The 13935-nt window shown below is 58.4% G+C and carries 11 protein-coding genes; 7 read left to right on the forward strand and 4 right to left on the reverse strand.

Going from position 1 to position 13935, the window contains the following annotated elements; translation table 11 throughout:
* The first annotated feature begins 17 nt into the window (after positions 1-17).
* The 7 genes from ACQG03_RS02405 (at position 18) to ACQG03_RS02435 (ending at position 7650) form a co-directional block, all read left to right on the forward strand.
* Positions 18-794 (forward strand): DUF4311 domain-containing protein, encoded by a 777-nt coding sequence (locus ACQG03_RS02405; RefSeq protein WP_006810337.1) that lies wholly within the window; start codon positions 18-20, stop codon positions 792-794.
* Between the two features lie 13 nt (positions 795-807).
* Positions 808-1449, forward strand: coding sequence for a DUF4310 family protein (locus ACQG03_RS02410; protein ID WP_003856081.1), 642 nt, complete (start codon positions 808-810; stop codon positions 1447-1449).
* A gap of 42 nt (positions 1450-1491) precedes the next feature.
* Complete coding sequence (locus ACQG03_RS02415; protein WP_022646862.1) at positions 1492-2625, forward strand: amidohydrolase/deacetylase family metallohydrolase; 1134 nt, start codon at positions 1492-1494, stop codon at positions 2623-2625.
* A complete protein-coding gene (locus tag ACQG03_RS02420; protein ID WP_063163216.1) occupies positions 2609-3727 on the forward strand; it encodes a DgaE family pyridoxal phosphate-dependent ammonia lyase in 1119 nt (372 codons plus the stop codon). The genes ACQG03_RS02415 and ACQG03_RS02420 overlap by 17 nt, the downstream gene beginning before the upstream one ends.
* Positions 3724-4464 (forward strand): 2-dehydro-3-deoxy-phosphogluconate aldolase, encoded by a 741-nt coding sequence (dagF, locus tag ACQG03_RS02425; protein WP_063163215.1) that lies wholly within the window; start codon positions 3724-3726, stop codon positions 4462-4464. The genes ACQG03_RS02420 and dagF overlap by 4 nt, the downstream gene beginning before the upstream one ends.
* Positions 4465-4583: 119 nt before the next feature.
* On the forward strand, positions 4584-5720 hold the full coding sequence (locus ACQG03_RS02430) for a lactonase family protein (protein WP_063163214.1): 1137 nt from the start codon (positions 4584-4586) through the stop codon (positions 5718-5720).
* Positions 5721-5739: 19 nt separating this feature from the next.
* The gene (locus ACQG03_RS02435; protein WP_023299187.1) at positions 5740-7650 is read left to right on the forward strand and encodes a BglG family transcription antiterminator; all 1911 of its coding nucleotides are present in this window, start codon (positions 5740-5742) and stop codon (positions 7648-7650) included.
* A 32-nt stretch (positions 7651-7682) separates the two neighbouring features.
* Here ACQG03_RS02435 and nrdG read toward each other — a convergent pair whose 3' ends face one another.
* The 4 genes from nrdG to ACQG03_RS02455 all read right to left on the reverse strand — a co-directional run bounded on the left by nrdG (position 7683) and on the right by ACQG03_RS02455 (position 13931).
* Complete coding sequence (nrdG, locus tag ACQG03_RS02440) at positions 7683-8147, reverse strand: anaerobic ribonucleoside-triphosphate reductase-activating protein (RefSeq protein WP_022646867.1); 465 nt, start codon at positions 8145-8147, stop codon at positions 7683-7685.
* Positions 8148-8252: 105 nt separating this feature from the next.
* The gene (gene nrdD, locus ACQG03_RS02445; RefSeq protein ID WP_063163213.1) at positions 8253-10391 is read right to left on the reverse strand and encodes an anaerobic ribonucleoside-triphosphate reductase; all 2139 of its coding nucleotides are present in this window, start codon (positions 10389-10391) and stop codon (positions 8253-8255) included.
* A gap of 368 nt (positions 10392-10759) precedes the next feature.
* Positions 10760-11332, reverse strand: a complete 573-nt coding sequence (locus ACQG03_RS02450; RefSeq protein WP_063163212.1) for a PTS sugar transporter subunit IIA — start codon at positions 11330-11332, stop codon at positions 10760-10762.
* 1 nt (position 11333) lies between these two features.
* Positions 11334-13931: a glycoside hydrolase family 38 C-terminal domain-containing protein gene (locus tag ACQG03_RS02455; protein WP_063163211.1), complete on the reverse strand. Its 2598-nt coding sequence runs from the start codon at positions 13929-13931 to the stop codon at positions 11334-11336.
* Positions 13932-13935 lie beyond the last annotated feature (4 nt).

Genomic DNA, 13935 nt, shown 5'->3' on the forward strand with positions numbered 1-13935 from the left:
CATAAAAGGGCAGACTGATGTTCTTAATTATATTAATAAAATCGCTCATCATTGGCGGCCTGGTTGGCGTCGGTGTTGGAGCCGGGGCTGCACGCATGTTTCATGCGCCTACCACTCAGGGTATGGGCGCGTTTCGTACATTGGGGGAACTGAACTCCTGTGAAGGGGATCCGGCGTCCCACTTCTCCTTTGGGTTAGGTTTCTTCTTTAACGCCTGGGCCTCTTCCGTGGCCGCAGGTGCCTTCACACAGGACGTTGACCACCGCATCATCCCGAACTGGGGTGCTGCTGCACTGATGATCAAAAACCGTAACGTCGGTGAAACGCTGCATGACCCGCGCAAAATGGCGATTGCCTGCGGCATTATCGGCATGATTGTCGTGACCTTCCTTAACCTGACCGCCTCCTCCGTTCCGGCTGCGCTTCAGGTCACCGCCGTGAAGGTGCTGGTGCCTGCCGCGAACCTGCTGGTCAACACCGTGATGCCGGTGATCTTCTGGCTGGCAGCCATCGACGCGGGTAAAAAATCGGGCTTCTGGGCCACCATCTTTGGCGGCGCAGCGCAGCTGATCATGGGTAACGCCGTGCCGGGTCTGGTGCTGGGGATCCTGATCGGTAAAGGCGTAGAAGAGAGCGGCTGGAACCACGTCACCAAAGTGATGATGGCGGCGATCGTCCTGCTGTTTGTGCTGAGCGGCTTCTTCCGCGGCTTCGACATGAAGATGATCGAATCCTTCCATCTGACCGTGCCGAACTGGCTCGATATGATCCACAACTCGCTCAGCGGTAAATAACAGGAGCCTCGACATGGAACAGAATAAAGGTTTTTGGTATGCCGACTGGTCGTTCCCGATCTTCGTTGGCCTGCTCTCCTCCGGCGTCTTCGCCGGGACGCACATGTACTACCTCTACGGTATCGGCGCGTTTAACGAAGTGGCCTTCGTGGCGATGCTGAAAGCGGGAATCGATACCGGCGTTTACGGCGCGGTGGCGGCGTTCGGCGCGAGCTTCCTGTTCGCCCGTATCATCGAAGGGTCGCTGGTCGGGATTCTCGACATCGGCGGGGCGATCCAGACCGGCGTCGGCCTCGGCGTACCGGCGCTGCTGCTGGGCGCGGGGATCATGTTCCCGGTGACCAACTTTATTGCCTCGCTGATTACCGGCCTGGTGATTGGTCTGGCGATTGGCTACGTCATCATCCTGGCGCGTAAGTTCACCATCAACCAGAGTAACTCCACCTACGGTGCAGACGTGATGATGGGCGCGGGTAACGCCTCCGGCCGCTTCCTCGGGCCGTTGATTATCCTCAGCGCCATGACCGCCTCCATTCCAATCGGCGTCGGTTCCCTGGTGGGCGCGCTGCTGTTCTACATCTGGCAGAAGCCGATTACCGGTGGCGCCATCCTCGGCGCAATGATTTTGGGCTGGCTGTTCCCGGTCGCCCTTTAATACCTGCGGGCGCTTCGGTGCCCGCCTTATCAGGAGAACCCCATGTTTGATCTACTCCTGCGCCGTGCGCGCCTCGCCGACGATACCCTGACCGATATCGCCATTCAGGACGGGAAGATCGCCGCGACAGGCCAAATTGACGCTCCCGCTCGTAAAACGGTTGAGCTTAACGGTGTCGTGTTCGTCAGCGCGGGCTGGATTGACTCCCACGTCCACTGCTACCCGAACTCCCCAATTTACCACGACGAGCCGGACAGCGTGGGCATTGCCACCGGCGTCACCACCGTGGTGGACGCGGGCAGTACCGGGGCCGACGACGTGGATGATTTTTACGCCATCACCCGCAAAGCATCCACCGAGGTGTTTGCCCTGCTGAACATCTCCCGCGTGGGGCTGATTGCCCAGAACGAGCTGGCCAATATGGCCAATATTGATGCTGATGCGGTGAAGCAGGCGGTGACGCGCTACCCGGATTTTATCGTCGGCCTGAAGGCGCGCATGAGCAGCAGCGTGGTCGGTGAAAACGGCATTACCCCGCTGGAGCGCGCGAAAGCGATTCAAAAAGAGAATGGCGACCTGCCGCTGATGGTGCACATCGGCAACAACCCGCCGAACCTTGATGAGATTGCCGAGCTGTTAAGCTCCGGCGACATCATTACCCACTGCTACAACGGCAAGCCTAACCGCATCCTGACGCCCTCCGGCGAGCTGCGCGCCTCCATTACGTCTGCGCTGAAGCGCGGCGTGCGTCTGGACGTCGGCCACGGCACGGCGAGCTTCAGCTTTGAGGTGGCGAAACGCGCCATCGCGATGGGCATTCTGCCGCACACCATCAGCTCGGATATCTACTGCCGCAACCGCATCAACGGCCCGGTCGGCTCGCTGGCAAGCGTGATGTCGAAATTCCTCGCCATCGGCATGTCATTGCCGCAGGTGATTGACTGCGTCACCGCCAACGCCGCAGACGGCCTGCGCCTGACGCGCAAAGGCCGCATTCAGCCTGGTCTCGACGCTGATCTGACGCTGTTCACCCTCAAACGCCAGCCGACGGTGCTGACGGATGCTGAAAACGACAGCCTGCAGGCTGAACACATTCTGGTGCCGCTTGCCGCGATCCGCGCGGGCAAGGGCTACATGACCGAACAAGGGAGCACGGAACATGCCTTCGATTTATGAGAAGTACAACTTAAAGCAGGTTATCAACACCTCTGGCCGCATGACGGCGCTGGGTGTCTCCACGCCGCGCCCGGAAGTGGTGCAGGCGGCGATGGACGGCATGAATCACTATTTCGAGATAAAGGATCTGGTCAATAAAACCGGCGAATACATCGCGAAGTTGCTGGAGGTGGAAGGCGCAACGGTGGTCTCCTGCGCGTCAGCGGGCATTGCCCAGTCCGTGGCGGCGGTACTGGTGAAAGACAGCGACTGGCTGCTGGAAAACCTGCACGTCACACCGATTGAGAACAACGAGATCGTCCTGCCGAAAGGCCACAACGTTAACTTTGGCGCACCGGTAGGCACCATGGTAGCGCTGGGTGGCGGCAGGCTGGTGGAAGCGGGCTACGCCAACGAATGCTCTGCCGATCAGCTGGCGGCAGCGATCACCCCGCGTACAGCGGCTATCCTCTACATTAAATCGCACCACTGCGTACAGAAAAGCATGCTCAGCGTCGAGCAGGCGGCGGTGGTGGCGCGTAAACACGACCTGCCGCTGATCGTTGATGCCGCGGCGGAAGAAGATCTGCATACCTATTACCGCTCCGGCGCGGACCTGGTGATCTACAGCGGCGCGAAGGCGATTGAAGGCCCAACCAGCGGCCTGGTGATCGGCAAAACCCAGTACGTTGAGTGGGTGAAGCGCCAGACGGCGGGCATTGGCCGCGCGATGAAGGTGGGCAAAGAGGGGATCCTCGGCCTGACCTGCGCCATCGAACACTACCTGACGGCCACCAGGGAGAGCGGGGCCGAGATGGTGGCGAAGATGACGCCGTTTATTGACGCGCTCAACACCCTGAACGGCGTCACCGCCCGCGTGGTCTGGGACAGCGCGGGTCGCGATATCGCGCGCACCGAGATTAAGTTTGACGAAGCGACCACCGGCGTCGGCACCGGTGACCTGGTGAACGCGCTCAAGCAGGGCGAATACGCCATTTACTTCCGTGGCTATAAAGCTAACGAAGGGATTATCGAAGCGGATGTGCGCAGCGTGAATGCTGACCAGCTGAACATCGTGTACCGCCGCATTAGCGAAGAATTAGGACAGGAGAAAAAAGCATGAAACTGACCCCCAACTTTTACCGTGACCGCGTCTGCCTGAACGTGCTGGCAGGATCGAAAGCCAACGCCAGCGCCATTTACGAGGCGGCGGAAGGTCATGTGCTGGTGGGCGTGCTCTCCAAAAATTACCCCGACGTGGCGAGCGCCGTCGCGGATATACGCGAGTACGCGGCACTGATTGATAACGCGCTCTCCGTGGGGCTGGGCGCAGGCGATCCGAACCAGTCGGCGATGGTGAGTGAAATCTCCCGCCAGGTACAGCCGCAGCACGTTAATCAGGTCTTTACCGGCGTGGCCGCCAGCCGCGCGCTGCTGGGGCAGAATGAGTCGGTGGTCAATGGCCTGGTCTCCCCGACCGGCACCGTCGGCATGGTTAAAATTTCCACCGGCCCGCTGAGCAGCAACGCGCCGGACGGCATTGTGCCGGTGGAAACCGCGATTGCCCTGCTGAAAGATTTCGGCGGCAGCTCAATCAAGTACTTCCCGATGGGCGGCCTCAAGTGCCGTGACGAGTATAAAGCGGTGGCGGAAGCCTGCGCCCGTCACGACTTCTGGCTGGAGCCGACCGGGGGAATCGATCTGGAGAACTTTGAGGAGATCCTGCAGATCGCCCTGGACGCGGGCGTGAGCAAAATCATCCCGCATATCTACAGCTCGATTATCGACAAAGCCAGCGGCGACACGCGTCCGGAAGATGTGCGTACGCTGCTGGCGATGACGAAGAAGCTGGTGAAGTAGAACCTGCCCCTCACCCCAGCCCTCTCCCCAAAGGGGAGAGGGTGTAATCGTCCCCTCTCCCCTTTGGGGAGAGGGTTAGGGTGAGGGGAAACACACCGCACACACCCGAAGGAGCCACCATGCACACCCGTACCCTGCTTGTCGCTTCACTCTCAATGCTCGCCACCGCCGCTGTCGCCCAGACGCAATACGCCTGGGTGGGCACCTATAATCCCAACGGCGAAGGGCTGTACCGTTTTACCGTCGACCCGCAAACCGGCGCGCTCGATAACAAAACGCTGGTGAGCCAACTCCCGAACGCTGCGCAGCTTACCGTCTCGCACGACGGCAAAACGCTCTACCTGGCAAGCGAGGTGGAGCAGGGCGTGGTGCAGGCGTTGCGAATAGGCGATAACGGCGCGCTGAGCGAGCTGAATCAGGTGGCCTCCGGCGGCGCGGGGCCGGTGTATCTTTCCCTGACGCCGAACGGCAAACATTTGCTGGTGGCGAACTACGTCAGCGGATCGATCGCGGTGCTGCCCGTTAACGCAGACGGCAGCCTGGGCGATGCTACGGACACCCATCAGGACAAAGGCGAACCGGGCGCGGCGAAGCCGGAAGCTGCCGTCGAGGGCAGTTTCGCCATCAGCGATCATAACGGCCCTCACGCGCACATGATCGCCGCCGATCCGAGCGGGAAATACGTTTTTTCCACCGATCTGGGGCTGGATCGCATCTATCAGTACCGTTTTGACGATCGAACCGGAAAGCTGACCCCGAACGATCCGCCGTTTATCAGCGCCTCCTCAAAAGGGGCCGGGCCGCGCCATTTCGTCTTTACGCCGAAGGGGGATGCCCTGTGGCTGATTAACGAAGAAGCCTCTACGCTCACCCATTATGCGCTGGACAGCAACGGCAGGCTGAAAGAGGGTAAAACGGTTTCAGCCTTGCCGGACGGTTATAAAGGCACCAGTTTTGCCGCCGGGCTGGCGCTAAGCGCCGACGGGAAACAGCTGTATGTCGCTAACCGTTTGCATAACAGCATCGGGCACTTTACCGTAACGGCGGAGGGCACGCTGACACATCAGGACGATGTCTGGACGCGGGGCGACTATCCGCGCACCCTGACGCTTGATAAGCAGGGGCGCTGGCTGTACGTCATGAACCAGCGCAGCGACAACATTACCCGTTTCCGCGTGGCGCCGGACGGCAAGCTGAGCGCCGAGTCAGACTATACCCCGGTCGGCAGCCCATCCCAGATGGTCATTTCACCCTGAGCAGTAAGAGGACAACGACGTGCGATTTCCGAACCAACGTTTAGCACAACTTTTCGATCTGTTGCAAAACGAGACGCTGCCGCAGGACGAGCTGGCGCAGCGGCTGTCGGTTTCCACGCGAACCGTCCGGGCGGATATCACCGCCCTGAACGCGCTGCTGGCCAGCCACGGCGCGCAGTTCATTTTGAGCCGGGGCAACGGCTATCAGCTCAAAATTAGTGATGTGGTGCGCTATCAACAATTGCAGTCGTCCCACCCGCGCGCGCTGCGCATTCCGCGAACCGGACCGGAGCGTGTGCACTATCTGGTGGTGCGTTTTCTGACGTCAGCCTTTTCCCTCAAGCTGGAGGATCTGGCCGATGAGTGGTTCGTCAGCCGGGCCACGTTGCAGAGCGACATGGTGGAAGTACGCGAGTGGTTCCACCGTTACAACCTGACGCTGGAAACCCGCCCGCGCCACGGCATGAAGCTGTTTGGCAGCGAGATGGCGATCCGCGCCTGCCTGACCGACCTCCTGTGGGAGCTGGCGCAGCAGGATAGCCTGAACCCGCTGGTGACCGACGTGGCGCTCAACGCGGGCGTGGCGGAAAAGATGGTCCCTGTCCTGCACGACGCGCTGACGCGCCATCACATTCGCCTGACCGATGAAGGCGAGCTGTTCCTGCGCCTGTACTGCGCGGTGTCGGTGCGGCGCATCAGCGAGGGGTATCCGCTGCCGGAATTCCACGCTGAAGACGTGGAAGAGAACGTACGCGAGGCGGCGAAAGATATCGCCGTGGCTATCCAGGAGCTGGCGGGCAAAGCGCTTTCACCATCGGAAGAGAGCTGGCTGTGCGTGCACATTGCGGCGCGGCAGATCCAGGAGATCGCCCCCAGCGCCATTAATGCTGACGACGACGAAGCCCTGGTCAACTATATCCTGCGCTACATCAACACCCACTATAACTACAACCTGTTGAGCGACGAGCAACTGCATGCAGATCTGCTCACGCACATCAAAACCATGATTACCCGCGTGCGGTATCAAATCATGATCCCCAATCCGCTGCTGGATAACATCAAGCAGCACTACCCGATGGCGTGGGATATGACCCTCGCGGCGGTGTCGAGCTGGGGCAAATACACGCCGTATGTGATCAGCGAAAACGAAATTGGTTTTCTGGTGCTGCATATCGGCGTCGGACTGGAGCGCCACTACAACATCGGCTACCAGCGTCAGCCGCGCGTGCTGCTGGTATGTGACGCCGGTAACGCGATGGTGCGCATGATTGAGGCGGTGCTTCAGCGCAAATACCCGCAGATTGAGGTGACGCGCACGCTCACCCTGCGCGAGTACGAACTTGCCGATGCCATCGGCGAAGACTTCGTGATCTCCACCGCTCGCGTGAGCGAAAAATCCAAACCGGTGGTGATAATCGCCCCGTTCCCGACCGATTATCAGTTAGAGCAGATCGGCAAGCTGGTGCTGGTGGACCGTACCCGCCCGTGGATGCTGGAGAAATACTTCGACGCGGCCCATTTCCGCATTCTCGACAAGCCTGTCGACCAGCAAACGCTGTTCCGCGAACTGTGTGGGCAGCTTGAAAGCGAAGGCTTTGTCGGCGCGGAATTTCTGGAATCGGTTATCGAGCGTGAAGCTATCGTCAGCACTATGCTCGGCGACGGCATCGCGCTGCCGCACTCCCTCGGCCTGCTGGCGCAAAAAACGGTGGTCTACACCGTGCTGGCGCCGCAGGGCATTCAGTGGGGAGATGAAACTGCCCATGTCATTTTTCTGCTCGCCATCAGCAAAAGCGAGTACGAAGAGGCAATGGCGATTTACGATATTTTTGTCACTTTCCTGCGTGAACGCGCGATGGCGCGCCTGTGCCAGTGCGAGGATTTTGCGGCGTTTAAGGCTGAGGCAATGGAGAGTGTGAGTCGGTTTTGACGTTCAGGCGGAAAGAGGATATCCGCCTTCATTCAACGCAGATGATGCACAACCTGGTTGCTGCTGCCGCGCCAGATAAGCATAGGATCTTTAAGATCCTGCACGAACTTGCCGTCGACCAGGACGTTAATCAGATCCACCACTTCCTTCTGCTGCGCATTCAGTTCATCCAGCTTGTAACCCGTCCAGACCCAGATGTCTTTTCCCGCGCACTCGCGGCGGATGCGTTTTACCAGCTTCAGGATCGCCGGCACGTTTTGCGGATGGAGCGGGTCGCCGCCGGAGAGCGAGATCCCCTGACGTTTAATGCGCGTGTCGTTCAGGTCGTTGATGATGCGGTCTTCCATCTCAGCGGTAAACGGCATACCCGAGTTCAGGCGCCAGGTGCTTTTGTTATAGCAGCCGGGGCACTCGTGAACGCAGCCTGATACAAAGAGGGTGCAGCGGGTGCCGGGGCCGTTGACGATGTCGACGGGGTAGTACTGGTGATAGTTCATCGCGAATAACCACGCCGGGTGGCGCTGCGCTTACCCGGCCTACAAAAGAGAGCGGTCCGTAGGCCCGGTAAGCGCAGCGCCACCGGGCATTAACGTGGCAGTGGATTACCCGATCTGCCCATTCCCCAGATGTTTCACCCTGCGCTTCACCTCTTCCTGCTTACCGGCGTTAAACGGACGGGCGTCCGGGCTGCCGAGGTAGCCGCACACGCGGCGGGTCACGGAGACGCGGGCTGCATCGTGGTTACCGCATTTAGGGCAGGTGAAGCCTTTGCTGGTACACTCGAACTCACCGGTAAAGCCGCACTCGTAGCACTCGTCGATTGGCGTGTTGGTTCCGTAGTACGGCACGTGCTGATAGCTGTAATCCCACACGTCTTCCAGCGCCTTCAGGTTGTGCTGAATGTTCGGGTACTCGCCGTAGCAGATAAAACCGCCGTTCGCGATGGGCGGATAGGCCGCTTCGAAGTCGATCTTGTCGTACGGGTTCACCTTCTTCTCCACATCGAGGTGGAAGCTGTTGGTGTAGTAACCTTTGTCGGTCACCCCTTCCACGATGCCGAACTCGGCGGTATCCAGACGGCAGAAGCGATCGCAGAGGTTTTCGCTCGGCGTGCTGTACAGGCTGAATCCGTAGCCGGTTTCCTCTTTCCACTGGTCTACCGCATCGCGCAGGCGCTGCACAATCGCGATACCTTTCTCACGCAGGGCGTCGTTGTCATAGATGTGCTTGTCGCCAAATAGCGCGTTAATGGTTTCGTGAATGCCGATATAGCCGAGAGAGATCGACGCGCGACCGTTTTTGAAGATCTCCGACACATCATCATCCGCCTTCAGGCGCACGCCGCAGGCCCCTTCCATATAGAGAATTGGCGCGACGCGGGCTTTCACCCCTTCAAGGCGGGCGATGCGGGTCATCAGCGCCTTACGTGCCAGCTGTAAACGTTCATCCAGCAGCGCCCAGAAGGCCGCTTCATTACCTTTGGCTTCCAGCGCGATGCGCGGCAGGTTCAGGCTGATGACGCCCAGGTTGTTGCGCCCGTCGTGGATCTGCTCGCCGTTCTCATCCTCGTACACGCCGAGGAAGCTGCGACAGCCCATTGGCGTTTTAAACGAACCGGTGACTTTTACCACCTGGTCGTAGTTCAGAATGTCCGGGTACATACGCTTGCTCGCGCACTCCAGCGCCAGCTGTTTGATGTCGTAGTTCGGATCGCCAAACTTGTGGTTCAGGCCGTCGCGAATGGCGAACACCAGTTTCGGGAACACCGCCGTTTTACGGTTTTTACCGAGGCCGGAGATACGGTTACGCAGAATAGACTGCTGGATCAGGCGTGATTCCCAGCTGGTTCCGAGACCAAACCCGAAGGTCACAAACGGCGTCTGCCCGTTGGCGGTGTGCAGCGTGTTTACTTCATATTCCAGCGACTGGAACGCGTCGTAGCACTCTTTCTCGGTGCGGGAACGGGCATAACCGTCGGCGTCCGGGATCTGCCACTCTTCCGCCGTTTTACGGTGTTTGTTGAAGCTCTCGGTCACGAACGGGGCTAACACTTCATCGATGCGGTTAATGGTGGTGCCGCCATAGATGTGGCTCGCCACCTGGGCGATGATCTGCGCCGTGACCGCCGTCGCGGTGGAGATGGATTTCGGCGGCTCAATCTCGGCGTTACCCATTTTAAAACCCTGGGTCAGCATGCCTTTCAGGTCGATCAGCATGCAGTTAAACATCGGGAAGAACGGCGAGTAGTCGAGATCGTGGTAGTGGATCTCACCGCGCTCGTGCGCCGAGACTACATCGCGCGGCAGCAGGTGCTGGCGGGCATAGTGCTTGGCGACGATACCAGCCAGCAGGTCGCGCTGGGTCGGGATCACTTTGCTGTCTTTATTGGCATTTTCATTGAGCAGCGACGAGTTGGTTTGCTCTACCAGGCCGCGGATCTCCTGGTTCAGGCGACCGCGTTTCTCACGCTGCACGTCACGGTCGTGACGATACTCAATGTAGGCGCGCGCCAGCTGCTTGTACGGACCAGACATCAGCTGGTTTTCAACCGCGGTCTGGATCTCGTTGATATCCACCTGGCTGCGTTTGTGCATCTGGCTGCTAACGACTTCTGCGATGGTGGCGCAGTAATCTGCGTCATCGACTCCCGCTGCTTTAGCTGCACGCAGAATGGCTTCTTTGATGCGCTCTGATTTAAACGGCACTTTACAGCCATCACGTTTCATCACATGCGGTGTCATGATCACTCCATTTTAAAAACAGGTTATCCACAGAGGTGGAGAAGTATTCACCGGGCGTATTCCTCGCCGAGGCAAAGACTTCCCGCGTGCCCAGCTCGTGTTATCCACAATTCCGGCCAGCGTTCGCGCCGTCTTGTTGTTGGAATAGTAGACGATAAATACAAGATGTTGGGTCGGCGTGCATTTTAAGTGCTACATATAGTGATTTGCATCAAACATGTTTGCGATTTTTTTGATGCAGGACAAAGTAAAAAGACGAGAGTACAAACGGCGGGCGCTGAGGCAATTGTAAAGATGCGAAGGAAAAATCTGATTAATTATTCAACAAAAACAAGCGCTCAGCAGAGCCTGTGCTGAGCGCTGCTCGATTAACTCACCCCGCAGACCCAGCTCAACCCTGCCTGTAAAAAGGCTGCGGTAGCAATACTGCCCAGCACCACGGGGATGAGAAAGGAGCGATCGGGGCCATCGTCCTGTACTGGCGGTTCTTCAGCATTCAGGACGGACAATGCCTCTTCCCGGGTGTGCGCCGCCAGAAGCTGCTCACGCACCCGCTCATCCGTTAGTCTGCTGGTCAGCGTCGTCAGCAGTTGCATATGCGTACTGCCTGCTTCCGCTGGCGGAATGGCGAGCAGGAAAACCATTCTCACCTCTTCATCACCTTCCAGCCCCGGCCAGCATATCGGATCGTCAAAGAGCGCCAGACAAAATGCTGCCTGTAGAACCGCCTCGGTTTTACCGTGCGGGACGGCGAGTGCTTCACCCAGCGCGGTAGGACCTTCACTTTCGCGTTGTAAAACGCTTTCGATAAATGCCTCTCGATCGTTGATGACATTCTGCCTGGCGAGCGGCTCGGTGAGCCAGCGGATCAATGCTTCAGGCGTACGTTGGGGCGGGTTGATAAACACCCGATCGGGATGCGTCAATGCCAGCAAGTTCATATTAAGCCTCAATCAAAAAATCGCAGGTTGCGGAAGGTGAGATCGCTGTTACCGGTTGCACGGGCTCTTCCAGATAGTTGATCTGACGAAGCCCCGCCAGACTTGTCGGAACGGGAACCGGCTGTGTCCCGGCGTTAAATACGCGTAAGACGGTGCCATGCAACTGCTGCGCATGGGGCAGTGCGGAAAGGATGAGCGGCTCTGGCAAGGTCAGTAGCGAGAATTCTGCCGGAAGCCTGCGTTCGGGCAGACGCAACGCAAAGCGCTCAAGACGGCTATCGAGCGTGTGTAACGCTTGCGGTTGATAGGAAAAAGGCTGTCCAGCCGCCTGATTTTCCAGCTGGCGCAGCGTGAGGTGGTCGGCGTTGTCGGCCAGCGCGACGGTGAATGAAAAGTGCAACGGTTTCAGCAACTGGGCATCAGGAGTCTCAACCACCGTATTATTGATGCCGGAGGCCCGACCCGGTCGCCACTCGAGATCGCTGCGTCCGAGCACACCCGTCGATTTAAACATCGTCAGGGCAATAGCTGCTGGTTCGCTGCCGATAATCTGAAATTCTTTCATGCCACGGCTAGTCACAACCAGCGCTTTACCCGGTTCCGTAACAGCGATAATGCCCTCGCTGGTTTCGATATCCACGGGCTTCTCACGATAGCGTTCTTGCCATTTTTCACCGTCATATCCCGTTTCGCGCTGGATGATTGCGAAGGGCAGTGAGGCGATAGCGTGACGGGTGTGAATATCGCTGCCGATCAGTAAACGTAGCCGGTGATCGCAGTGGCTGTTTTCCAGCGAAGCCTCGACATACAGGTTCGGATCGTCATGGCGTAATTCACAGACCAGACGAATGGATAACGGCGTTCGTGCCGTTTCCTGACGGCTGGCGAGATCCTGCGGAAGAAGCATTGTGGCCTCGACGGTTAGCTTTTCGACAAGCTTCGTTTTCACGCTGTCGACGAGCGTAAAATGCGAACAGCGCGTCGGTGTGTCGCCCGCAAGCGGCGAAAAATCGTAGCTGTCGCCCGCATCAGCACAGTCTTCGAGAGTAAAGAAAGAGGGGATGCGCCTGCCGCTGCGTTTGTCTTCCAGGGTAAGCGTTCCGGCGTCCAGCGACAGTCGATAATGCGCGTTCTCAATCTCGCTGCCCTTTATCTTTTCAGGCTCCTGAAAAGGCGCACGGTCATCTACAACGTTAACGGTGAGATAGCCGATCGGCGGCAGAACCGGTGTCTTTACTGCTACGTGCCAGCGGTAATAAGGGGGAATGGCCGTTTCGCACTCGCCCTCGGCGGTAAGGGAGATCGCCGTTCCGCCGGGCAGAATATCCCTTTTCAGGACGTCGAACGGGATGGGCAGCCCCTGATACGTCAGGGCGATATTATCAGCCCGGCTATACAGGGTGGTTATCACCACGCGCTGCGTTGGGGTAGCCAGCGGGTTAAAAATCAGCAGGTCGCCTTCCTGAGCGCAGGCGGCGGCCAGGGTTTTCACCACCAGGTTCCACAGGCTATGGCACAGCTGTTCGGTTTGTTCCAGACGATGCAGAATGTCGCGGTTGGTGGCATCGCTATTGCAGCCGCCAATTGAATCGTGGGCATGGTTTCGCAACAACTTTTTCCAGAGGGTATCGACCACCGAGAGGTTCACCGGCAGCCCCTGATGACGCGCCATGGCGATTGTCGGCTCCAGCTGTCGCAGGATGAACTGTTCGACTTCATCATTTTTCTTTTTGATGTCGTAGCGCACGGATCCGATCGTTTTATGGATGCGGGTATAGCGCGGCGATTTCAGCTCTCCTTCCCAGAGTTCAAACTGTTCACGCCGCGCGCGCAGAATATCGACGTAGCGCTCCAGCGAACTGATAACGTACCGGTCTTCATTAGGGGAGCGTGCGCTGGCGATCTGTAAAATTTTCGGCAGCGCCGGGTCGATACTGACCTGATCGCCGCCGCAGGGCAGCAGCAGGTCATTTATTCCGGCCCGCGAGCGCAGGAGATTGACCATCGGGAAGATTTTTCCCTGCAAATGGCTCGCGTCAGAGGAGATGTTTTTAGCCGCGCCGTAACCGAATGCCATCGCGCAGGCGATAACGGTCGCACCTGACGGCGCCCGCCACAGGAACTGGCTGCTTTTCGCCTGTCTGTCGTGATCGATGCCGCGCCAGAAGACGATGTTGTCGATATTGCAGCCCTGCAAAATCGTGGGCATTTGCGCATTGTGGCCGAAGGTGTCCGGAAGATACCCGACCTGCATGGCGTGCCCCAGCTTACGGGCGGCGAAGATGCCGTACTTGAGATTGCGAATAATGGATTCGCCATGCACGTTGTAGGTGTCCGTCTGGGTATACCACGGCCCTACAAAGATCCTTTTTTCTCTGACCAGTTTTTCCAGCCTGGCGCGATAATCGGGATTGATGACGAGAAAATCCTCCACTACCGCCATCTGTCCGTCAAGGTGATAGCAGGTGTAAGCGGGGTCCTGCTCCAGCGTGTCGATGACGTCCGCAAAGTTATATGACGCCAGTACCATGCTGTCCTGGCGGGTGAAATACCACTCCTGATCCCAGTGCGTATGGGCAATGATGTGGATCTGATTCATGACG

This window comes from Enterobacter cloacae complex sp. 342H5, from assembly GCF_050030905.1.
In the GTDB taxonomy this organism is placed as follows: Bacteria; Pseudomonadota; Gammaproteobacteria; order Enterobacterales; family Enterobacteriaceae; genus Enterobacter; species Enterobacter intestinihominis.